Origin of the sequence: Mammaliicoccus sp. I-M35 (genome assembly GCF_022386455.1) — a bacterium.
Classification (GTDB): domain Bacteria; phylum Bacillota; class Bacilli; order Staphylococcales; family Staphylococcaceae; genus Mammaliicoccus; species Mammaliicoccus sciuri_A.
On record NZ_JAJNIL010000010.1, the window covers coordinates 1 to 23120 of the forward strand.

The window sequence follows — 23120 nt, forward strand, 5'->3', positions numbered from 1 at the left end:
TTGGTTAAGCCAATCACTCTGAAGTACTTTCAGTACTCAATTATTGGAATTAACGTTGACATATTGTCATTCAGTTTTCAATGTTCATTTTGTCTCACAAGAAACTATTATACACACTTCTTAATTCGAAGTCAACAACTTTTTAAAATTAATTTTCAAAGTGTTTTGATGTTTTATTTATCTCTCGCTCACAAGATATAACTATACACGCTAAATACCCTTTACTCAAGTATAAAAATTACACCAAAACACTCAATACTCTCAATTATACTTAATTCTCAACATATTCTTTTAGTTTTTCGTATATTTTTTCAGCATCTTTATATCCTTGTTTGTATAAAGCATCTAATTTTCTAGGATTTTTCTCGATTCTATCAACAGATAATGAATCAGAAGGTCTGATAACAAACAAATTACCTTTCTCTTCTTCCGCTTCTATCCATTCTAAAGTCTGATTATAATGTTTATATCTAATTGCCATTAAGTGATTTATTTTAGGATATGCTTTCAATCTGAATACTTTTGAAAATTTACTTTGTTTTTTGCGATAGCCTTTCGGTCTTGTCAAAATCAAAACATTTTTCTTATAGCCTTCTTCAATTGCTTTATCAATTGGAATAGGATTGACGATACCACCATCTAATAAAGTATGACCTTTATATTGAACTGGGTTGGCCATCATTGGTAAAGAACTTGTTGCCTCTAGAGCAGTCAATATAGAACCTTCTGTTTCTTTCTTATTGAAATAAACCGCTTCTCCTGTGTCACAGTCTGTCGTTACAACAACAAACTCTTCCTCTGCTTGATCAAACTTTTCAAAGTCAAAAGGTTCCAAGTAAGTTGGTATATGATGATACACAAAGTCCATACCAAATATCTCTTTATTTTTTACATAATTTGATAGCGAAATATAGCGCTTATCTTTAATGTATTTAGTTGTAACACGATGATTGCGTCTAAATTGTCGAGATATATAACTTGCAGCCATAGATGCGCCAGCAGAAACGCCAATATTATATTTAAAATACAAATCTTTCTTAATGAAGAAATCTAGCACACCTGCTGTGTACATACTTCTCATTCCGCCACCTTCTAATATTAATGCTGTGTCTTTTATCATAGTTACACTTCTTTCTATATTATTAGTTGAATGAAAGCGAGGCTGAGACATTCTTCATTGTCCCAGCCTCAATTATAATTATTAAATTTCTGTTCTTCCAGTTATAGCTTTCGAAAGTGTTACTTCATCAGCGTATTCCAAATCTCCACCTACTGGTAGACCATGTGCTAGTCTAGTTGTCTTAATGCCAATCGGTTTAACGAGTCTAGATATATACATTGCTGTTGATTCACCTTCTATATTAGGATTAGTCGCTAATATAATTTCTTCGATTTCATCATTCTTCAATCGTTCTAATAATGAAGGAATATTAATATCTTCAGGTCCAATACCTTCCATTGGAGATATCGCACCATGTAATACATGGTATAACCCTTTATATTCACGCATTTTTTCCATAGCTATGACATCTTTAGAATCTTGAACAACACACACAACTGAACGGTCTCTTTGTTTATCTTGGCATATATGACAAGGCGAAACATCCGTAATGTGTCCGCAAGTTTCACAATAAGTCAGTTCTCTCTTAACATCTACAAGAGATTTGGCAAAAAGTACAACGTCGTCTTCCTTCATATCTAATACGTGGAAAGCTAAACGTTGTGCAGTCTTCGGACCTATTCCCGGCAATTTCATAAAGCTATCGATGAGTTTAGATATTGGTTCTGGGTAGAACATCATTACATCATTCCAGGAATGTTTAGACCTTTTGTATGTTTACCTAAACGATCTGCTGTTACATCATCTGCTTTAGATAAAGCGTCATTTGTTGCTGCTAATACTAAATCTTGTAGCATTTCAATATCTTCAGGGTCTACTACATCTTCTTTAATGATAACGTCTAATACTTCTTTATGACCAGAAACAACAACTGTAACCATTCCGCCACCAGCTGTTCCTTCAATTCTTTCTTCTTTTAGCTTTTCTTGTTCCTCAGCCATTTTCTTTTGCATTTTTTGCATTTGTTTCATCATTTGTTGCATATTTCCGCCACCGCGCATAATTACGTCCTCCTAATTTCTAATTTATACATTTAAGGTTATTAATTTTTGTCATATTTATTATACATGCCTTTAGAGGCGATGTCATGTATTACTCATCCGTAACATGTACGGTATCTTCACCAAACAACTCTTGAGCTTTCTTTACAACATCCGCTTCTTCTGGTTTTTCTTCTTGCTCAACTTCACCTTGAGCCGTATTCGCTTTTTTAGATTGAATATACTGTTGACGAACTTGTAACCATTGTGAATTTGGTACGCCAACGACCTTTACATTCTTATTAACAATCTCACATACAATCGCTTCGATATGATTTCTTTTTTCATCATTCTTATTCACGATTTCACAATGAATATCTTCATCAAATTTCACAAGCACATGATCTTCACTTGCTGCAACAGGTTCCGAGTTTAAGAGCAGACTGACTAGCGCTCTTTGTTCTTTCTCTTTAACCGATTCTATCACTGCTTGCCATTTTTCTTTAAGTAAATTCAAATCATCACGATTAGCGTGGTCAAGCACACGTTCGATTTGTCGAATTGAGAAGACATGCTTAGATTGTTTACGAGCGATATTTTGTTTATTTTCAACTGGTTTAGCCTTTTGACTGACGCCGTTTTGAGCTAGTTGCTGAATCGTCGCTTCAAGCTGTTGGATTTTATCCATCACTTCACTAGAGCCAGCGTTTTGGTTTGAACTGACAGATGCTGTTTGTCCACTATTATTCTGATCAATTAATTCTGTTAACTTAACGATGAGTATTTCTATATGAACATTCTGGTTAATTGCAAATCTCATTGAAACTAATGTGTCGTTAATACAATCAATCATTTTGTACATTGTATTTAAGTCTACTTGATTCAGTGCGTGGTCGTCATCAACTTGTTCAGTAGTCTTAGCGACAATTGAATCTCTTATGAAATAAATCATATCATTTACAAGTCTATTCACTTCTTTACCAGCAGCTATAAATTCATGATATCTAGTAAAAGCTTGTTTAATATCTTTAGCCACCATGTCTTTAAACAAAGCATTTAAAGCCGCTTTATCTACACTACCCGTTACATTCAAAGCATGTTCAAGTGATAAATGACCATCTCCAAACGCGATTGCTTGGTCCATGATACTTAATGCATCTCGCATACCACCTTCTGAAACTTGAGCGATAAATGCCAAAGCTTCTTCTTCGTAGGTAATGTTCTGCTCATCTGCGACAAACGCGAGTCTACTTTCTATTTCACCAGAATGGATGGCTTTAAAATCAAATCTCTGACATCTAGATATAATAGTAGGTGGTATCTTGTGAGGTTCAGTAGTTGCGAGTATAAAAATAGCATGACTTGGTGGTTCTTCAAGTGTCTTTAAAAGTGCATTGAAAGCACCTGTTGTAAGCATGTGCACTTCATCAATAATATAGACTTTAAATTTAGATTCACTTGGTGCATATTTTACTTTATCTCTAATATTACGTATTTCATCTACACCGTTATTACTGGCAGCATCAATTTCAATGACATCTGAATTTGTTCCTTGTGTAATGCCTTTACAAATCGCACATTCATTACAAGGTTCCCCATTCGTATTCTCTGTACAGTTAATTGCTTTAGCGAAGATTTTAGCAATACTTGTCTTACCAGTTCCACGTGGGCCATTAAACAAGTAAGCATGTGATTGCTTTTCTTTTTGGATGGCGTTTCTTAATGTTTTTGTGACATGTTTTTGACCGACAACATCCGCAAATGATTGTGGTCTATACATTCGATACAAAGCCTGGTAGTTCAAAGTGGCACCTCCAAAATTTAATAAGATATTGGCTATATTATATCATGAATCAATAGGTACACCCTATTATTAATTATCAAAAGCTTCTGGGTAGTGAACAGTGCCTTTAATTTCTTTTGTTGGGTGATCCCATAAATATTTAAACATGAAATTTTCATCTGGCACTTCAAATGGTGGGTATATATTAAACTCTGAAGCTGCATGATAACCTAATTTATGATAATAAGCAGCATGACCTAGCACGACTACACCGACATAGCCATTTTCATAAGCTCTATATTCTAAAGCTTCTATTAAAGCTTTCCCTATTCCTTTGTTTTGATACTCTGGCAAAACGGAAACAGGTGCAAGCGCTAATACTGTATGCGTTTCTTCATCAGAACTAACGGTCACTTCTGACATCATAGCATGACCCAGAATTTTGCCTGATTCTGTCTTCGCTACAACTTCAAGTTCTGCATTATAATTCATTGATTTTCGTATTTTACCGATTAATTCGTGTTCTGTTCCATCAGAATAACGTTCATTTTCGAATGCTGATTTAACGACTTCTTTAGCTAATTCATATTCCGATTCTATAATCGTTCCAATTAGTAATTGCGTCATGTATAAAATATCCCCCTGATATTAGAAAAAGGGTGACCGCGGTCACCCTTTTGAATTTATATATAATTTGATAAGTTTATAAAATTTAAAACCGTGCACCTTTGCTTTGAACAAACATCACAAGCGTTACCTCAGTCGTTAGCTAAACTTCGGCTACCCTACGGCACATACAATGATCCACTTAATGCTGCTTCCTTCCGGACCTGACATGATTCATGGGTTTGTATTGCATAGGACCGACGTCTTCAGACACCACGTGCTGAGGGCAGACCTCACAATAATATGTCCGCGGCAAAGGAATTCAGTCTTGCATAAGCGGATTTCAAGTACAGGGAACCGCTACCTCCCCACTTAGCACGGCAATATATATACTACAACAAAATGTTACGATTTGGCAAGAAAAAACTACTTCAATCAAAGTGTTTTATGAATCACCCTGCGAGAAAAATCTACAAACTTGAATTCCGTCGCGATATGCCTTGAAATATTATATTGAAATTTTTCTGCATTATTAAGATACACAGTACCTCTAACCGTTGCTGTATAAGGCGGGTTCAACTTTCCAAAATATAATATTTCATTCTCAGTCATCTCTTCAAATGTAATAGACTTATTCGAGTAACTGATTTCTACATTCATTTCTTGTTCAATAAATTTATAGATAGATTCAGCTGCAACTTCTTTAGTGAGTTGAGGAATAACCTGACATATAAAGTAATCCTCATCCATTATACGCACAGCGTCATCTTTTGTTCTTGTTCTAATGACATGCCACAACTTATCTTGATCTCTTAATTCAAGAGCATGTTGAACGACAGGAACGTCTTTAGCATCTATGACCTCAAGTAATTCAACTTTAGTTTCATAATCAAGTCCTAAACGTTTATTAATTTCTTGAAAACTCACCATTTCCGATATTGGAAATTGAATAACATCTTCATATATAACGACAGACCCTTTGCCTCTTAACTTTTGAATATAACCTTTTTCTTGCAATAAATTTAAAGCTTTCCTTACAGTCTCTCTAGAAGTTGAATATATCTTTGTTAATTCATTTTCTGAAGGTAGTTGCTGTAAATGAGCATATTCACCATTTAAAATTTTTTCACAAATAGATTGGTAGATTTTCATATACTTGTTCATGCGTTCACCTCTATACCTTCAACATCAATTAGTCACCACTTACTTTTACGACAAAAGCATCGAATGGTTGCAAAGCGTTACCATTTAAATCATTATTTGCAATCATGATTTCACCCTCTAAATCGATATCTTCTGGGATATCAACGATTTGATCAGAGTAGTTTGCAACAACTAACCAAGTTTCATTATTTAAATGTCTCTTGTAAACGAACAGCTCTGGATGCTCCATATGAAGTGGTTCAACTTCTCCATACGTTATCACATCGTGTTCATGACGTAATTGTATTAACTTTTGATACGTATAGAAAATAGAATTTTTATCTTCCAATACCGCTTCAACATTAATATGCTTATAATTTTCCGGGATACCAATCCATGGTTCTCCAGTTGTAAAGCCTGCCTCAGCATGCGCATTCCATTGAATAGGCGTTCTAGAATTATCTCTAGATTTCTGACCTATTACTTTCATAATCATTTGTTCATCCATACCGCGTTCTTTCAATAATTTGTATGCATTAAGCGATTCGACATCTTTATATTGATCAATATCCGTGAAACCTGGATCTGTCATGCCAATTTCTTCACCTTGATAAATATATGGCGTACCTTGAAGCATGTGTAATGATATCGCGAGCATCTTAGCAGATTTAACTCTTTCTGCTTCTGTATCATCTTTACCGAATCTCGTTACGACTCTAGGTTGATCATGGTTACACCAGAAAATAGCATTCCATCCGTTACCTTTTGCGATGTTCACTTGCCAATCCATCAATATACGTTTCAGCTCAAGAAAATCAAATTTCATATCTGACCACTTTTCACCATCTTTATAATCTACTTTTAAATGATGAAAATTAAATACACTACTTAACTCATGACGTTCTGGATTTGTATATTTAATACAATTATCAATCGTTGTTGATGACATTTCTCCAACCGTCATAATATCTTTATTGCCAAATGTTTGTTTGTTCAACTCTTGTAAATACTCATGGACTTTTGGTCCATCTGTATAAAATTCTTTACCGATTGCTGTTGAATTTTCGAAAGCACCTTTGGAAATTAAGTTAATGACATCAAATCTGAAACCATCTACGCCGAAATCAATCCAATAATTAATCATTTCATATATTTCAGCCTTTAAATTGTCATTCTCCCAATTTAAATCAGCTTGAGAAACATCAAATAATCTTAAATAATAACTTTCTGTTTGTTCATCATAAGTCCAAGCGTTACCACCGAACTTAGACTCCCAGTTCGTTGGCGGCTCTTCTTTAGTGCCTTCTTTCCAAATATAATAATCACGATACGGATTATCTTTAGACTTGCGAGATTCTACAAACCAGTGATGTGATGTCGAAGTGTGATTAATCACAATATCGAGCATCACTTTAATACCTAAACTGTGCGCTTCATCTAGTAATGTTTTGACGTCTTCCTTTGTACCAAAATCAGGATTAATTTGATAATAATCACTAATATCGTATCCATTATCGTTCATTGGTGATTGATAAATTGGCGTTAACCAAATGTAATCTACACCTAACGTTTGTAAATAAGGTAATTTTTCTATAATACCTGGTATATCACCTTGTCCATTTCCAGTCGTATCATTGAATGACTTTGGATAAATTTGATAAACAACGGACTTCTTCCAATCTGAAACTGCCATATAGGTATACTCCTTTATTTATATATATATTATTCTTGAACCATTTCTTTAGCTTTTTCATTAGCAAAGTTTGAAAGCACAATCGTTAGTATAGCTGGTAACACTACCGCAATCAATGTCGCAATACCGAACACACCCCAATATTCTCTTTCAATAGAAATAATTGCAGGAACGCCACCTACACCAACTTTACCGATAACACCTGCAGCTCCTATAAACGCGCCTAGTATACTAGACGAAATAATTGCTGCAAAGAACGGATATTTCAATGGTAAGTTGACACCGAACATTGCTGGTTCAGTTACACCTAAGAATGCTGAAATACCAGATGTAGCCGCTAAACCTTGTTCTTTAATCATCTTACGTTGTTTATATACTACCCAAGCGCCGAATGCTGCTGAACCTTGACAAATATTAGATATTGCCACGATTGGCCATAAGTACGTGCCGCCTAAAGGACTTCCTATGAGTTGGAAATCTACTGCTAAGAACATATGATGTAATCCTGTAATAACAAGTGGTGCATAGAATAATCCATACACTGCGCCACCTAACCAGCCAGCACTTTCGAAAATTGCTTTAATACCGTTCGTAATTAACGTACCTAACTCTAACGCTAATGGACCAATAACGATAAATGCTAAAAATCCAGTAATTAATAACGCTACAGGACCTACTACGAGCATTTTGATAGAATCATGTACACGTTTAGCTAAGAATTTCTCAATAATAGATAATACCCATGTTGCAAATAATATCGGTAATACTTGACCTTGATAGTTTAATTGCTTAATTTCTAAACCAAATATGTGCCATACAGGAATTTCACTCGATTTGCCGCCACCTAAATCATACTGAGAAGCAAGCTGCGGATGTAACAAGATTAAACCTAATACTAAACCTAGAATTGGGCTACCACCAAATACACGCATAGCTGACCAACCAATTAAAGCCGGCAAGAAGATAAATGCGGTACTTGCGATAACGTTAATGATGTTTGCAAAGTCAGCAAGCCATGCATATTGTTGAACAAGTGACTTAGCACCAAATAATTTTTCTGCTGTTAATACATTGTTTAAACCTAATAGTAAACCTGCTGTTACGATTGCAGGTAAGATTGGAATGAATACATCACCCAACAATTTAATTAAACGTTGAAATGGATTCATCTTCTGTTCAGAAGCTTTCTTCACGTCATCTTTCGAACTTTCTTCAACACCTGTTTCTTGTTGAAAAATTTTATACGCCTCATCAACAGTTCCCGGTCCAATTACGATTTGAAATTGGTTGTTTGCTGAGAAGGACCCCTTCACTAAATCTATTTGATCTAATGCATCTTTATTAACTTTACTTTCATCATTTAATACAAGTCTTAACCGTGTGACACAGTGGGTTGCGGCATTTACATTGTCTTGCCCACCAATAGCATCAATAATCTGCTTTACATCTTCTCTATTCACAGCCATTAAACTCACTCCCCTAACTTTATTTAGTTGAATTATAACTTGTATATACAAGTATGTAAAGGCTTACAATTAATATTATATAAATAATGTAGTATGATTGTGTAAAGGAGGTTTTTCATATGTCTTTTTTAACACATGAATATATCGATCATGACAACGTTGCACTCGATTTTGCAAAAGGAGATTCCATCATTTTCACAAACCATCATCACGAAAAAATATTTGAATCAGCAAGTTTAATTAAATTGCCTATTATGATTTATATTTATGAAAGCACGACTCAAGAAGATAGAAAAGCACTCGTTCAAATCAATGATAAAGTTGGCGGCAGTGGTGTTCTAAAAAATATGGATATCGATCAACTGAGCATTCAAGATTTAATCTACTTAATGATCGTTGTTTCAGACAATACGGCAACGAATACATTAATCGATCATTTCGGACTTCAACATATTAACTTATTTATTCAAGAAACATTGCAATGTGAACAAACGCAGTTAAATCGTTATATGATGGATGCAGAAGCAATAAGTGAAGGGAAACAGAATACAACGTCTTCTCAAGATATGATTCATATACTACGCTTTATTGCAGAGCATAAACATCATCAAGACATGATGAACATCATGAATGACCAACATTTAAACGATAAAGTTTCAATCTATCGATCATTTTACGAAGATACACTTAATTTCCACTCTAAGACAGGGGAGTACGACAACGTTGTCAATGATGTAGGTATTATCCAACATGAAGGCGAGTTATATTATTATTGTTTCTTATCCAACACAAATAAACCCAAAAAGGCGATCGATTTCTCTCACCAATTTGGGTCATATATTATTCAATCTATATTAGATATTTGATAAACGTGCAGCTTTAGCTAATATCTTTTGATAATAACTACCTGATAACTTAATGATTTCGATACTTTTCGGTGTATGTGGTGCATGAATCATCATGTCTTCTCCCATGTATATACCAACATGTGATAAAAAGCCTTTATCTTCTGGTTTACTGAAGAACAGTAAATCACCTGGCAAAAAGTCATGTGATGCTATTGAAATATCCGTCATTGCTTCATATTGTTCATCAGCATCTCGGGGGATGTGGAAGTTTTGACTTTTGTACATTTGGAAACATAATCCCGAACAATCATAACCATAACTAGACATCCCTCCCCATAAATAAGGTAAGTCTAAAAAGCGCTTCGCATTTTCAATGACACCTGTCATCGTGCCAATTTCGAATGCACCAGATTCATCACTGAATTCTACATCATTCGCACTAATAAGACCCTTGCCTTCAGGTGTATCAACTTCAATAAAAGGCTCATCTTGCTTAATAATAGGTAAAATCGTATTAAATGACAGAATTTGTTTCGTAGTAAAATCTAAATTAAACAATGTCGTCTTAGGTACATTAACACGAAGGCGTGGATGTGTATCGTACGCCTTCATCTCACCTAATTGACTCGTCGGAATAAACCCTGGATATCCCTTTGGATTCTGTTTAGACGGTTGCTCTAAACAGATAACGTAACTCCAGCCATCTTGTTCTTCTACGACTTCTATTTTTTCGCCATAAAGAATTTGCGTATCTATTCTACTATCTTCCGTAAAAGATAATTTCTGTTCTAAATTAAGTTCAAGTAACCAACGTTGAATATCTGCTGGATACATGATACCGTCTCTATCAATTTCTCTAGCTTTATCAAAGCTTCTCCATATTGTCCCGACATTTACTCTGCAATATTTAATCATGAGCTCACCTTCTTATATAAAGATTCACGATCTATTCCTAACCCTGTACCTTCTGAAACGGTTACTTTAGCACCTTCATAAGTAATACCACCATCAACTTGTCGCTCAACTACCATTAAAGGTGCATCAAAATCAACACGATTCACTTGTTCTGCTGCCAAACTAAAATGCAAAGCTGCCGTTACAGATACATGTGTTTCCATCATACATCCAACCATGCAAGGTATCGCTTCACCTTTAGCAATATCATGTATTTTTAAAGCTTGATGAATACCACCAGTCTTCATCAGTTTAATATTCCATATATTTGTCGCACCAACTTCTACAAGTCTCTCGGCATCATGTATACTAAATAATCCTTCATCTACCATTAAAGGTATTTTGAATGCTTGAGATAACTCACCTAGTACCTTATACTCATATCTTCCAACAGGTTGTTCAATACTTTCAATATTCAAATCTGCTTCATCAAAATGTTTCAATGCATGACGCGCACCTTTTTCATCCCATGCTTGGTTTGCATCCGCACTTAAAATAACCTCACTTGGCAAAGAAGATCGTAATGCTTGTAATCTATTTAAATCTGTAGAGACATCATCTTTACCCACTTTTATTTTCAAATGGTTAAAGCCATCTTCTACATATCGCAAACCATCTTCTACCATTTCGTCAGCATCATTTAGACTCACGGTATAACACGTTTCTAACGATTTATTTCCCGGGTTATGCTTGATATATTGATATAAAGGCAATTCTGCTTCTTGAGCTAATAAGTCATAAAGTGCGATATCTATTGCAGCTTTAGCACTTGTATTACCTACGATGACTTGATGAATTTCATCTAGTAAGTCTTTCGTTAATGGTCGATTAATTAATAGTGGCTTAAAGACTTCTTCAATCGCAGCTTCTATACCACCTTTTGTATCACCGGTAATAACATATGTAGGTACAGCTTCACCAACACCTATAACATCTTCATAATTCGTTTCAATAAATACATATATACTTTCAATAACCTCTACTGTTCTCAGTGCTGTTTTAAAAGGTTTCTTCAAAGGTGTTTCATATCTATAGTATTTTATATCTGTTATAAACATATAACTTCCCCTTTATTCTATAATTACACCTGACGCAATATTTAATATTTTATTGTCCACATCTAATGTAGCTTCTGTTCCAAACGGTATCGCAAAATGTGGTGTGCAATGCCCAATATTCAAATCATATGCTGCTGGTTTATTTAATGGCGTTACAAAATCATCTAACACTTCTTTCATCGTTAAAGATTTTTCCGGATTTTTAGGCTCGCTATCTGTGAATGGTCCGAAAATAAATCCAGAAGCATCATCTAACTTGCCAGCAGATTTAAGTTGTTGTAAAAATCCATCTACCTTATAAGGCACTTCACCAATATCTTCTATAAATAAAATTTTATCTTTAGTGTCGATTTCATATGGTGTGCCTAAACTTGAAACAAGTAAAGATAAACAACCACCAACAATTTCTCCTTCAACGTGACCACCAACTAGCGATTTAAACGTTAATTGATCTGTAGGATAAGACACAGCTTCACCATTAAATAACTGCTCAAAGCTCCCAATAGAAATTTCATTATAAGTATCGCCTATATCAGATGCGATCATAGGACCTTGAAACGTCACCAATCCCGTTTGTTGTCTAATAGCATTATGTAAACATGTTATATCACTATATCCCCATATAATTTTAGGGTGTGCTTTTACAAGATTATAATCAATACGTTCTACAATTCTAGGTGTACCATAACCACCGCAAGCACATATAATACCTTTCACTTCATCATCTTCTAACATGTCATGCAAACTATCTAATCGTTCATCATCCGTTCCCGCTAAATGACCATGAATGCGGTCTATATTTTTCGCTAGTTTAAACCGAATACCATATTTCTCTTCTAAAAGTTTCAACCCGTTCTTTAAATGCTTTTGGTTCGGCGGACTCGCTAATGCTACAACACCCACCACATCCCCTCTATTTAATCCCTTTGCTTTCATTAAGACACGACCTTTTATCAGAATATTCTTATATTATAGCAAAGTTGTTATCCATTTGTGAAAACAAAAGAAATTGTCACAAACGCATGAGTATATGAGGTTGGACATATGCGCGAGTTAGGTTGGATTTAGGTTGGAGTTAGGTTGGATCCCGGTCCGAGTATCTGTCATTATTCTGAATTGTGGTAATTAGAATTGGCTAACTTCCATTATTTCGAATTCTGGTAGTTAGAATGCTGTAACTTCCATTATTTCGAATTCTGGTAATTAGAACGCTGTAACTTCCATTATTCTGAATTCTGGTAATTAGAATCCGCTTACTTCCATTATTTCGAATTCTGGTAGTTAGAACTCGTATCCTTAGAGACATTTCTCGGAATTCTGTCCCTAACGACACCTCTTAGAGACATTTCTCGGAATTCTGTCCCTAACGACACCTCTTATGGACATTTCTCGGTATTCTGTCCCTAACGACACTTCTTACGGACATTTCTCAGAATTCTGTCCCTAACAGCACCCCTTATATCTATATCCCCTATATTTCCACCCTACAACTCAATCTCCACTCCGCGCCCAATTCCACATCCAACTATTATATTTTTTCACAACAAAAAAACACTGCCCACAAAAGTGGACAGTGTTCTTTATATATATAGTCTTGGATATTTTAAAATAATGGCGGAGGAAGAGGGATTCGAACCCCCGCGAGCCGTTAAGCCCCTGTCGGTTTTCAAGACCGATCCCTTCAGCCGGACTTGGGTATTCCTCCAAATAAGACATTATTTATCTTATAACATGCCATTACTGATGTCAACAAAAATCACAAAATTTAAATTGTAATTTTTTTCTTTAAGGATTCATCTACAGCTTTTGCAACTGCACGACCTTCTTTTATTGCCCAAACGACTAAACTTTGACCTTTTCTTGCATCTCCAGCTACAAATACTTTATCTTGATTTGTTCTGAAATCTTTTTCATTTGCTACGATTTTGTTTCGTTCAGTCTTTAAGTTGAATGAATGTGGTACTAAATGTTCTGTACCTTCAAAACCGATTGATAATAGGACTAAATCTGCTGGCCAATGACGTTCTGTACCTTCGACAATCACCATGCCGTCTTCAGTTTCTTCTAACACTTGCGTATAAAGACCGCGAATATTACCATTTTCATCAACATCGTAACGCATAGTTTGAATACCATATGCTCTTGGTTCGAATCCGAATTTTTCACGATATTCTTTATGCGCATAGTCTAACTTGAAAATTGGCATTGGTAATGGCCATGCTGTATTTTGTTCCATTTTATCTGTTAGTCTTACATATTTATTAAATTGAACGACTGATTTACAGTCATCTCTTAATGCTGTTGCTACGCAGTCAGCACCTGTATCACCCGCACCGATTACAATCACATTTTTACCTTTTGCTGTTATAGTTGGTTCGTCAATTTCTCCCATTTGTAATTGTGTTTGCTCTGTTAAATATTCCATCGCAAAATGTATACCGAAGCTCATACGTCCTTCCAATGGTAAGTCTCGTCCTTTTTGTGAGCCTGTACAAACAATAATTGCATCATACTGTTCATCTAGTTCCTCTTTCGTGATGTCTTTCCCCACATTAACATCTGTTTTAAAGACGATACCCGCTTCTTCCATTAATTTCACACGACGTTCGATAACCTCTTTATCTAATTTCATACTTGGTATGCCGTACATAAGCAAACCACCTGGACGATGGTTACGCTCATATACAGTCACATTATAGCCAAGTAAATTTAATTCTTCTGCAGCTGTTAAGCCTGCTGGACCACTACCGATAATGGCTACTTTTTCTTCTAAGCGCTGCTCAGGAAACTTAGGTTTCACAAGTCCCATATCATACGCTTCATCTATTATTGTACGCTCTATCCCTTTGATAGCGACTGAATCATTATTAATCGCTAAGACACATGAAGATTCACATGGTGCTGGACATACACGACCTGTAAATTCAGGAAAGTTATTTGTTTCTGATAATCTTGCATATGCTTCTTCATAATCTTTGCGATACACTAAGTCGTTCCACTCTGGTATATAGTTACCTATTGGACAACCTATTGTATCTCTACCGAATGATGAGCCTGTTTGACAAAATGGTGTTCCGCAATCCATACAACGCGCACCTTGTGTAGCTGCATCTTCTTTAGTAAAACGTTGTTGGAATGCGTCATATCCTTTAATTCTATCTTTTAACGGCAACTCATCAAGTTGTTGCTTAGGATACTTCATAAAACCTTTAAATTCACCCATAATATGCCCTCCTTCTTAATATACCGAAGCCAGTTCTTCTTCATCACCAATAGATTTTCGATCATCAAAGAATGCATTTAACAGTGCATCTTCTTCGTTTTCTAATTTGTGTAGTGAAATCTTCTGCATCATAAGTTTGTAGTCTTTCGGAATCACTTTAACCACTTTGTCTACAATTGTGTCAAATGACGCTAGCACTGCTTGTGCTTTTTTACTATTTGTATATCGAACATGTTCTTCTAACATGTGTCTTAAATTCGCAATTTCATCTGAATCTTTTAATGTTTCAAACTCTAAAGTGTCAAGTTCATTATCTTTTTTGAATGCTTCAACATCTGTTGGCAATGCGTAACATACACCACCACTCATACCTTGACCGAAGTTACGTCCTACATCACCTAAGATGACGACACGTCCACCAGTCATGTATTCTAATCCGTGGTCGCCGACACCTTCAACAACGACGTTAACGCCACTATTTCTTACACAGAAACGTTCACCAGCTCTACCGTTAATATAAGATGTTCCACTTGTCGCACCGTAGAAACAAACATTACCGACGATAATATTGTCTTCTCTATCTTCGTTAGGTGCGTTTAAGATTAATTTACCTCCGGATAAACCTTTACCAAAGTAATCGTTAGCATCACCCGTATGATGTAACGTCATACCTTTAGGCGTGAATGCACCATAACTTTGTCCAGCATGTTTAAACGTCTTAACACTAATTGTATCTTCTGGTAAACCAGTTTCACCGTGCACTTCTGTAATATAACTACCTGTAATAACACCAACATCTCTTTCAGTATTTCGAACGTTATAACTACCAACAAATTTTTCACCATGATCAATTGATGCTTTTGCATCTTCATATAATTTCGTTAAGTCGAATCCGACATCAAGGTGATGATTTTGATTCATAGAGCGGTATCTTTCACCTTCATTTACAAATAAAAGTGCCTCTAAATCAAGTTCTCTCGCTTTAGGATGAGAGTAATATCTGTTTGATACTGATAACAAGTCCGTTCTACCTACAAGTTCATCCATTGTTTTTAAGCCTAATGAAGCTAAAATCTCTCTTATTTCCTCGGCAATAAAATACATGAAGTTTACGATGTGATCTGCTTTACCTGTATATAATTTTCGTAAGTCGCCATTTTGAGTTGCAATACCAACTGGGCATGTATCTTTATGACATACTCTCATCATAATACAGCCAAGCACGACTAATGGTGCGGTCGCAAACGCAAACTCTTCTGCACCTAACGCACAAGCGAGCGCAACGTCACGACCAGTCATTAATTTACCGTCAGTTTCTAACGTTACACGTGAACGAAGACCGTTTAACATAAGTGTTTGATGTGTTTCAGATAAACCAATCTCCCACGGTAACCCAGCATGTTGAATACTCGTCTTAGGTGATGCACCTGTACCGCCATCATATCCACTGATGACAATTTTGTCGGCAAAAGCTTTTGCAACACCTGCTGCAATTGTACCTACGCCAGATTTAGAAACGAGCTTAACACTGATGTCTGCTTTTCTATTTGCATTCTTCAAGTCATGAATCAGTTGTGCTAAGTCCTCAATAGAATATATATCATGGTGAGGTGGTGGTGAAATTAATCCCACCCCTGGTGTTGAACCACGTACTTCAGCTACCCACGGATAAACTTTTGTACCAGGTAATTGTCCACCTTCACCAGGTTTAGCACCTTGTGCGACTTTAATTTGAATTTCTTTAGCATGTTGTAAGTAATCGCTCGTTACACCAAAGCGACCTGATGCGACTTGTTTAATAGCACTCATATAATTAGTGCCATCCGGCTTAATAATAAAGCGTTCTGGATTTTCTCCACCTTCACCGCTATTACTACGTCCACCAATTCTATTCATTGCTTCTGCTAAAGTTTGATGCGCTTCTTGAGAAATAGAACCGAAGCTCATTGCACCTGTCTTAAAGCGTTTCACAATTTGGTCAGCAGATTCTACGTCTTTTAAATCAATTGTGCGATCTGATTTAAAATCAAGTAAGTTTCTTAAGTGACTCATACGTTCACTATCTGCAGCTTCAGAATACTCTTTAAACATTTCAAAATTATTATCTCTACATGCATGTTGTAATAAATGAATTGTTTTAGGGTTGAATGCATGATATTCACCTTGTTGACGCCATTGGAAAGTACTACCTGAATTTAAATATTTAATCTGTTCAGATTGTCTCGCTTTATTCTCTTTATCAATCGTATCAATTGATATACCAGAAAGTTTAGACGGAGTACCTGTAAAGTATTGATCGATAACATCTTTACCTAAGCCAATTGCTTCAAAGATTTGTGCACCTTGATAACTTTGAACAGTTGAAATACCCATTTTAGCCATTACTTTAATGACACCAGCTGATAACGTTTGACTAAACGTATCAATATTTTGTTCAACTGTACCTTCAAGACGTCCCGCAGCAGTTAAGTCTTCAATCGTATAATGTGCTAAGTATGGCACAACAGCATTGGCACCATAACCTATTAATGTAGCTAAATGATGCACTTCACGACACTCACCAGAATATGCCACAATACTTGTGTCTAAACGTTGACCCGTTCTTATCAAGTGTTGATGAATGTGACTAACCGCTAATAATATCGGCATTGCAAACGCCGCTTCTAAATCTTCAACAGACTCATCTTCTAAGACAATAATCTCAGCACCATTTTTAACGGCTTTTGAAACTGTTTGCCCTAAGTCATCTAGAGCTTCTTTAAGTGAACCTGTGTAAGTCGTCGGAATCACCGCAACATTAAATTCACTTTCTTGAATTTGCTCAAGTTGCGCTTTCGATAATACTGGATGATTTAATTGAATTCTTCTCGTGTTATCTTGATGTGGTTGTAACAAGTTACCTTCTTTACCTAAGTAAACCAATTCACTTGTAACGATTTTTTCTCTATATGAATCAATTGGCGGGTTCGTTACTTGAGCAAAATGTTGTTTAAAGTAGTTAAACAATGATTCTGGTCTCGTACTCAACACGGCAACTGGCGTATCAAAGCCCATCGCACCAATTGGATCTTTCTTCTCACTCACAAGTTCTGACATATATTTATTAATTTCTTCTTTTGTATATCCGAAACGACGTTGTAATTGGAATAATTTTTCTTCTTCAACATGTGAAGGTGTCGCCACTGTATCATTTACGTTTAACGCTTTATGACTTACCCACTCATCATAAGGATATTCACTTGCGATACGTTGTTTTAATTCATCATTTTCGATAACTTTATTCTCTTTAAAATCCACTAATAAAAGTTTACCTGGGTTGAGTTGCCCTTTATAAACAACATGTTCTTCTTCAACGTCAATAACGCCTACTTCTGAAGAAAATATAATTTCATTTGAATCTGTAATTGTGTAACGACCAGGTCTTAAACCATTACGGTCTGTTAATGCGCCAAGTTTATCTCCATCACAGAAACTAATCATTGTCGGACCGTCCCAAGGTTCCATTAAATAACTGTAATATTCATAGAATGCTCTAATTTTAGGATCTTGTGTTTCGTTATATAACCACGGTTCAGGAATCAATAACATTGCTGCTTGTTCTGGAGGAATGCTTAAACTTAAGAACTCTAGTGCATTATCAACGATTGATGAGTCACTTCCTGATTCATCTAGCACTGTTCCAATCTTATCTTTTACATCACCAAAAATCGTTTCAATTAATCTATCTTGTCTTGCACGCATCCAGTTAACATTACCTTTAATCGTGTTAATTTCACCATTATGCATCAATAATCTATTAGGATGCGCTCTTTTCCAACTTGGAAATGTATTCGTACTAAATCTCGAATGTACAGAACCAAATTTAGAAACATAATCTTCATCTAACAAATCAATATATAAACCTTTAATTTGGTCTGAACGCAACCAGCCTTTATATACGATTGTACGTCTAGATAAACTTGCAAAGTATAAATCTAAATCTTGTTCATCGCCATATCTTTCAATTTGTTTACGCGCAATGAATAACGAACGATCAAAGTGTTCACTTGAATGATTTTCAACAAACACTTGTTGAATACAAGGCATTGTCGCTTCAACATGTTCTGCCAATACTGATGTATCTAATGGAACATCTCTGTATCCAATAACTTTTAATCCTTCTTCTTCAAAGTACGCATTAAACTTCTTTTCATGTTCACTGCCAGCTATTTTTTCATCAGTGAAGAACATACCTACTGCGTAATGTTCTTCTTCAGGTAAATTTAATTTTAATTTTTGTTTAAAATAGAGGTGAGGGACTTCTGTCATAATACCAGCACCATCACCAGTAATTCCGTCAGCTCCAACTCCACCTCTATGATCTAGCCTACAAAGCATTTCAATTGATTTTAGTACAATTTCATGTGACCTTTTGTTGTCCATATTGGCGTAAAAGCCAATCCCGCAAGCATCATGCTCGTCCATCGAATCATATAGGCCAAGTTGTCTTCTATCTTTCTTAAATGACATACGACATCACCTCAACAATAAATTTCAGAATCTTCAATAATTGATAGTCTATATCATACTTTACAAGGACTTATCTTAACAATATATAAAATAGATGAAATATATCTAAAAATTAGATAATATAAATAATGAGGTGTTGAATATGGAGATAAAACAATTAATTTATTTTAGAGAAGTTGCTTTAAGAGAGCATATTTCAGAGGCTGCGCTCGAGCTAGAGATTGCCCAATCTGCGGTCAGTAGACAAATCGCGAATTTAGAAAAAGAATTAAACACGACGTTATTTTTAAGAGAAGGCAGAAATGTAAAATTAACGGACAGTGGCGAACTCTTACTTACACAGACAAATAGAATTTTAAACTTAATAGAAGAAACGAAAGATTTATTTATACACCAAGAACATTCAGATAGACGTTCTATTAAACTCGCTTATACAGAAAGTTATGTATCACAAGCTTTACCGGCTATTATTAAGACTTACGAGCGAGATTTCAAAATAGAAGTTAGACCTATGATGATGACACCCTTAGAAATTGAAGAAGGCTTATTATCTCACCAAATAGATGTCGCGTTATGCGAACTTACACCGAAACTTACAAACAATAAACATACTATTAAACATACACTATTCGAAGAAACATATAATTTATACGTTCATAATAACAACGATTTATCAATGAACCCTAAACCGCCTTTATCACAATTGAGCCAGCAATACATTTACCATTTCAACACATTACCTGATCAAATATCACAATTAATACGTAAACATGCATCACAGAAGACTTACCCGATTTCAAATTTTGCGTTATTACGACAAACATTACTTTCTGAAAAAGGCGTACTCATCGTGCCAGATTATTTAAGTAATGGTATTGAAAATGAACAACTCACAAAAATCCCGTTAACACATACCGAACTTAAAAGAACGATTAACATTGTTTATCAAGACAATAATCAAAACAGTAAATTGAAGACTTTTATTGAACATACACGTTCTTTATTGCAAAGACAAGCAACGTATCATTAAGGAGGATATTTTCAAAATGGATTTTATCAATAGAACGACTGAAGAAATTGCTGCCGACTTACTTGGCGTCAAAATCATTCACGAAACAGACGATATCGTATATACAGGTTATATCGTTGAAACGGAAGCTTATGTTGGTAAACACGATCAAGCTGCTCATTCGTTCAATGGCAGAAATACTAAAAGCGTGAAATCTTTGTATTGCGAGGGTGGAACGATCTATGCACATTCTATGCACAAACAACTACTGATTAACTTTGTTACGCAAGTTGAAGGTGAACCTCAAGGTGTCTTAATTAGAGCGATAGAACCTGAACATGGTATTGAACAAATGTCTCTGAACCGTAACGGCAAAACAGGTATAGAATTAACTAATGGACCTGGCAAATTCACGCAAGCGATGCAAATATCTAAAGCATTAGATGGCACTAAACTTAATGCCAATTGCTTAAAAATTGATACAACAAATAGAAGATACCCTAAACAAATCGAACGATCAGCAAGAATCGGCGTACCAAATAAAGGCATCTGGACTGATAAACCTTTACGTTTCACAGTAGCAGGACATCCGTATGTCTCAAAAGCTAGAAAACGCGATTCACTACCTTGTGCTGAAACATGGAAATAATTGAAGTACACCTCTTATGTACGTATACTATAGTATGTTCAAATCAAAGAAAAATGATGGTGGCAAAACATGAATGACAAAATCAAACAACAATTAACGAAACCATTTAATGTTGCGATACTCATATTTATTGCATGCGTTATAATAGCCTATATTTTCACCCAACATAATGCGCAATATTACAAAACACCAATTGGTCAGATTACGGATATTACACATCAATCTTCACAAACAACGATTGACCAAAATAAAAATAAAGATACGTTACATAAAGAACAAATCCATTTAGAGATTCAGAACGGTCAGCATAAAGGAGACCGAATTACGATCCCTCATAAATACACGGATTCTTTAACGGATTCTGAGAAATACCATGTAAACGACCAAGTCCTCTTATCCTATAAAGGTAAAGAAGACACCACTATTATAAAAGGCTTAAAACGAGATGGCGCTGTCACATTAATGACTGGTTTATTCTTATTAACTTTACTTATCGTCGGTAGAAAATCAGGACTATATTCCATTATTTCACTTATTATTAATGTCACAGTTCTACTATTGATGATTGATTATTTCATGAAACATAATAATCATCACTTCTTTATATTAATGACGGCAACAGTTATATTCTCAACGATCGTATCCTTATTGCTCGTTAGTGGCTTTAAGCGGAGAACTTTTGTTGCGATAATTTCAACTTTATTAGGTACATTTTTAAGTATTGGTATCGCTCAACTTGTCATGTTGTTTACGAATGGTGACGGTGTTAAATATGAAACGATGAGTTTCTTAACGATTCAACCGACACAAATATTCCTAGCGTCTGTGCTCATAGGTTCACTTGGTGCGGTTATGGATGTTGCTATTACGTTAACAAGTTCCTTATATGAGATTAAAGCACAACATCCCGAAATTTCATTGAAACAATTGCGTCAATCTGGCACAAACATTGGTAAAGATATTATGGGTACAATGACGAATATCTTATTCTTCGCTTATTTATCTGGTAGCATTCCGATGATTATTCTTTACTTTAAAAATAGCAATACAATCACGTATACCTTATCCATGAATTGGTCATTAGAAATTACAAGAGCACTAATGGGCGGCATTGGTATTGTGATTACGATACCTATCACAATATTTGTTGCAATGATGTTCATGCAAAGAGAGGAGGCTAAATAATGACGACATTTATTTTAGCCAGTATATTACTCATTCTTATGATCATCGTTGGTGGTAAGAAAGGATTTAGATCGTTTGTAACGTTATTTTTAAACTTGCTGACGTTGTTTATTGCGTTATTACTCATCATTTATAAAGCGCCTATATTCATCGTATTAATCATCTTCTGTTTAATTATTACGTGTATTAACTTGTTCTATATTAATGCTTATAATACTAAGACAGTTGCTGCCTTTTTCGCGACCATTATATCTACGCTTATCTTAATAGGATTAATCTATTTCATTGTAGATATTTCAATGTTGCAAGGGTTCACTGAAGAAGAACAAGATGAAACGTATATATTTTCAATGAATGTAGGTATAAATTATGCCGAACTCATGGTATTTACAGTTGTATTAGCCGTAATCGCAGCTGTGATTGATTTAACAATATCCATTAGTTCTCCAATGTACGAACTATATGAAGCACATCCAAAAATATCATTGCAACAACTATTCAAGTCTGGCTTAACAATAGGAAGAGACATCCTATCAACAACAACTAATACAATTTACTTCGCCTATATAGGCGGACAAATCACGTTATTTTTCTGGTTTGGTAAATTAAATTACACCTTTGGCGAAATAATCAATGCTAAAATATTTGCAGCTGAAATCATAACCATTTTATTAGGCGGTATCGCTGTAAGTATCGCCATCCCAATCACCTCATTTATCACAGTGAGATTAATAAAAAAACAGCAACATAAAATATAGAAGAAAGCACCTTTTGACTCGGTCAAAAGGTGCTTTTGTTTGTATATATGAAGGGCTAACGATCTTGTTTGTGTTTCTTGAACGTTAGAATTTCTAACGATCTTGTTTTTCATTCTTGAGCGTTAGCGCCTAGTTT

At 35.3% G+C, this 23120-nt stretch carries 18 protein-coding genes, 1 tRNA gene and 1 other RNA gene; 5 read left to right on the forward strand and 15 right to left on the reverse strand.

The window, feature by feature from the left end; all coding sequences use genetic code 11:
* Nucleotides 1-271 precede the first annotated feature (271 nt).
* The 9 genes from LQ679_RS11325 to treP form a co-directional block, all read right to left on the reverse strand.
* Nucleotides 272-1120 (reverse strand): patatin-like phospholipase family protein, encoded by an 849-nt coding sequence (locus tag LQ679_RS11325; protein WP_078354892.1) that lies wholly within the window; start codon nucleotides 1118-1120, stop codon nucleotides 272-274.
* Nucleotides 1121-1201: 81 nt separating this feature from the next.
* The gene (gene recR, locus LQ679_RS11330) at nucleotides 1202-1798 is read right to left on the reverse strand and encodes a recombination mediator RecR (protein ID WP_025906091.1); all 597 of its coding nucleotides are present in this window, start codon (nucleotides 1796-1798) and stop codon (nucleotides 1202-1204) included.
* 2 nt (nucleotides 1799-1800) lie between these two features.
* Complete coding sequence (locus tag LQ679_RS11335; RefSeq protein ID WP_025906093.1) at nucleotides 1801-2121, reverse strand: YbaB/EbfC family nucleoid-associated protein; 321 nt, start codon at nucleotides 2119-2121, stop codon at nucleotides 1801-1803.
* 91 nt (nucleotides 2122-2212) lie between these two features.
* Complete coding sequence (gene dnaX / locus LQ679_RS11340) at nucleotides 2213-3904, reverse strand: DNA polymerase III subunit gamma/tau (protein ID WP_204258843.1); 1692 nt, start codon at nucleotides 3902-3904, stop codon at nucleotides 2213-2215.
* A 69-nt stretch (nucleotides 3905-3973) separates the two neighbouring features.
* A complete protein-coding gene (locus LQ679_RS11345) occupies nucleotides 3974-4510 on the reverse strand; it encodes a GNAT family N-acetyltransferase (protein WP_239762926.1) in 537 nt (178 codons plus the stop codon).
* A gap of 91 nt (nucleotides 4511-4601) precedes the next feature.
* An RNA gene (gene ffs / locus LQ679_RS11350) (signal recognition particle sRNA large type) lies at nucleotides 4602-4870 on the reverse strand.
* Between the two features lie 54 nt (nucleotides 4871-4924).
* The gene (gene treR / locus LQ679_RS11355; RefSeq protein WP_107576850.1) at nucleotides 4925-5653 is read right to left on the reverse strand and encodes a trehalose operon repressor; all 729 of its coding nucleotides are present in this window, start codon (nucleotides 5651-5653) and stop codon (nucleotides 4925-4927) included.
* 28 nt (nucleotides 5654-5681) lie between these two features.
* On the reverse strand, nucleotides 5682-7325 hold the full coding sequence (treC, locus tag LQ679_RS11360) for an alpha,alpha-phosphotrehalase (protein WP_239762929.1): 1644 nt from the start codon (nucleotides 7323-7325) through the stop codon (nucleotides 5682-5684).
* Nucleotides 7326-7354: 29 nt separating this feature from the next.
* Nucleotides 7355-8791 (reverse strand): PTS system trehalose-specific EIIBC component, encoded by a 1437-nt coding sequence (gene treP, locus LQ679_RS11365; protein WP_239740232.1) that lies wholly within the window; start codon nucleotides 8789-8791, stop codon nucleotides 7355-7357.
* Between the two features lie 119 nt (nucleotides 8792-8910).
* Between treP and LQ679_RS11370 the strand changes: the two genes are divergently transcribed.
* Nucleotides 8911-9657: a serine hydrolase gene (locus LQ679_RS11370; protein WP_037590594.1), complete on the forward strand. Its 747-nt coding sequence runs from the start codon at nucleotides 8911-8913 to the stop codon at nucleotides 9655-9657.
* On the opposite strand, the gene LQ679_RS11375 is transcribed toward LQ679_RS11370, so the two are convergent.
* The 6 genes from LQ679_RS11375 to gltB all read right to left on the reverse strand — a co-directional run bounded on the left by LQ679_RS11375 (nucleotide 9646) and on the right by gltB (nucleotide 19383).
* Nucleotides 9646-10554: a C40 family peptidase gene (locus LQ679_RS11375; protein ID WP_239762933.1), complete on the reverse strand. Its 909-nt coding sequence runs from the start codon at nucleotides 10552-10554 to the stop codon at nucleotides 9646-9648. The two genes, LQ679_RS11370 and LQ679_RS11375, sit on opposite strands and share 12 nt — an antisense overlap.
* Nucleotides 10551-11651, reverse strand: a complete 1101-nt coding sequence (locus LQ679_RS11380; protein WP_159315717.1) for a dipeptide epimerase — start codon at nucleotides 11649-11651, stop codon at nucleotides 10551-10553. Before LQ679_RS11380 ends, LQ679_RS11375 begins: the two co-directional genes overlap by 4 nt.
* A gap of 12 nt (nucleotides 11652-11663) precedes the next feature.
* The gene (locus tag LQ679_RS11385) at nucleotides 11664-12587 is read right to left on the reverse strand and encodes a S66 peptidase family protein (RefSeq protein WP_232194051.1); all 924 of its coding nucleotides are present in this window, start codon (nucleotides 12585-12587) and stop codon (nucleotides 11664-11666) included.
* A gap of 676 nt (nucleotides 12588-13263) precedes the next feature.
* A tRNA-Ser gene (locus tag LQ679_RS11390) sits at nucleotides 13264-13356 on the reverse strand.
* A 60-nt stretch (nucleotides 13357-13416) separates the two neighbouring features.
* Nucleotides 13417-14874: a glutamate synthase subunit beta gene (locus LQ679_RS11395; RefSeq protein ID WP_037589376.1), complete on the reverse strand. Its 1458-nt coding sequence runs from the start codon at nucleotides 14872-14874 to the stop codon at nucleotides 13417-13419.
* Nucleotides 14875-14889: 15 nt separating this feature from the next.
* The gene (gene gltB / locus LQ679_RS11400; RefSeq protein ID WP_239762936.1) at nucleotides 14890-19383 is read right to left on the reverse strand and encodes a glutamate synthase large subunit; all 4494 of its coding nucleotides are present in this window, start codon (nucleotides 19381-19383) and stop codon (nucleotides 14890-14892) included.
* A 142-nt stretch (nucleotides 19384-19525) separates the two neighbouring features.
* Between gltB and gltC the strand changes: the two genes are divergently transcribed.
* The 4 genes from gltC to LQ679_RS11420 all read left to right on the forward strand — a co-directional run bounded on the left by gltC (nucleotide 19526) and on the right by LQ679_RS11420 (nucleotide 22984).
* On the forward strand, nucleotides 19526-20413 hold the full coding sequence (gene gltC / locus LQ679_RS11405; RefSeq protein WP_037589378.1) for a glutamate biosynthesis transcriptional regulator GltC: 888 nt from the start codon (nucleotides 19526-19528) through the stop codon (nucleotides 20411-20413).
* 16 nt (nucleotides 20414-20429) lie between these two features.
* Nucleotides 20430-21041 carry a DNA-3-methyladenine glycosylase gene (locus LQ679_RS11410; RefSeq protein ID WP_239762939.1) on the forward strand — a complete coding sequence of 204 codons (612 nt, stop codon included), beginning with the start codon at nucleotides 20430-20432 and terminating at the stop codon, nucleotides 21039-21041.
* A 69-nt stretch (nucleotides 21042-21110) separates the two neighbouring features.
* A complete protein-coding gene (locus tag LQ679_RS11415) occupies nucleotides 21111-22226 on the forward strand; it encodes a YibE/F family protein (RefSeq protein ID WP_239762942.1) in 1116 nt (371 codons plus the stop codon).
* The gene (locus LQ679_RS11420; RefSeq protein WP_048540293.1) at nucleotides 22226-22984 is read left to right on the forward strand and encodes a YibE/F family protein; all 759 of its coding nucleotides are present in this window, start codon (nucleotides 22226-22228) and stop codon (nucleotides 22982-22984) included. Before LQ679_RS11415 ends, LQ679_RS11420 begins: the two co-directional genes overlap by 1 nt.
* Nucleotides 22985-23120 lie beyond the last annotated feature (136 nt).

Coding starts and splice junctions, on each gene's coding strand:
- LQ679_RS11420 (WP_048540293.1), top strand. CDS start 22,226: ATGACGACATTTATTTTAGCCAGTATATTACTCATTCTTATGATCATC.
- LQ679_RS11375 (WP_239762933.1), bottom strand. CDS start 10,554: ATGATTAAATATTGCAGAGTAAATGTCGGGACAATATGGAGAAGCTTT.
- gltB (WP_239762936.1), bottom strand. CDS start 19,383: ATGTCATTTAAGAAAGATAGAAGACAACTTGGCCTATATGATTCGATG.
- treR (WP_107576850.1), bottom strand. CDS start 5,653: ATGAACAAGTATATGAAAATCTACCAATCTATTTGTGAAAAAATTTTA.
- LQ679_RS11415 (WP_239762942.1), top strand. CDS start 21,111: ATGAATGACAAAATCAAACAACAATTAACGAAACCATTTAATGTTGCG.
- treP (WP_239740232.1), bottom strand. CDS start 8,791: ATGGCTGTGAATAGAGAAGATGTAAAGCAGATTATTGATGCTATTGGT.
- LQ679_RS11335 (WP_025906093.1), bottom strand. CDS start 2,121: ATGCGCGGTGGCGGAAATATGCAACAAATGATGAAACAAATGCAAAAA.
- LQ679_RS11380 (WP_159315717.1), bottom strand. CDS start 11,651: ATGTTTATAACAGATATAAAATACTATAGATATGAAACACCTTTGAAG.
- LQ679_RS11325 (WP_078354892.1), bottom strand. CDS start 1,120: ATGATAAAAGACACAGCATTAATATTAGAAGGTGGCGGAATGAGAAGT.
- gltC (WP_037589378.1), top strand. CDS start 19,526: ATGGAGATAAAACAATTAATTTATTTTAGAGAAGTTGCTTTAAGAGAG.
- LQ679_RS11345 (WP_239762926.1), bottom strand. CDS start 4,510: ATGACGCAATTACTAATTGGAACGATTATAGAATCGGAATATGAATTA.
- LQ679_RS11385 (WP_232194051.1), bottom strand. CDS start 12,587: ATGAAAGCAAAGGGATTAAATAGAGGGGATGTGGTGGGTGTTGTAGCA.
- LQ679_RS11370 (WP_037590594.1), top strand. CDS start 8,911: ATGTCTTTTTTAACACATGAATATATCGATCATGACAACGTTGCACTC.
- LQ679_RS11410 (WP_239762939.1), top strand. CDS start 20,430: ATGGATTTTATCAATAGAACGACTGAAGAAATTGCTGCCGACTTACTT.
- recR (WP_025906091.1), bottom strand. CDS start 1,798: ATGTTCTACCCAGAACCAATATCTAAACTCATCGATAGCTTTATGAAA.
- treC (WP_239762929.1), bottom strand. CDS start 7,325: ATGGCAGTTTCAGATTGGAAGAAGTCCGTTGTTTATCAAATTTATCCA.
- LQ679_RS11395 (WP_037589376.1), bottom strand. CDS start 14,874: ATGGGTGAATTTAAAGGTTTTATGAAGTATCCTAAGCAACAACTTGAT.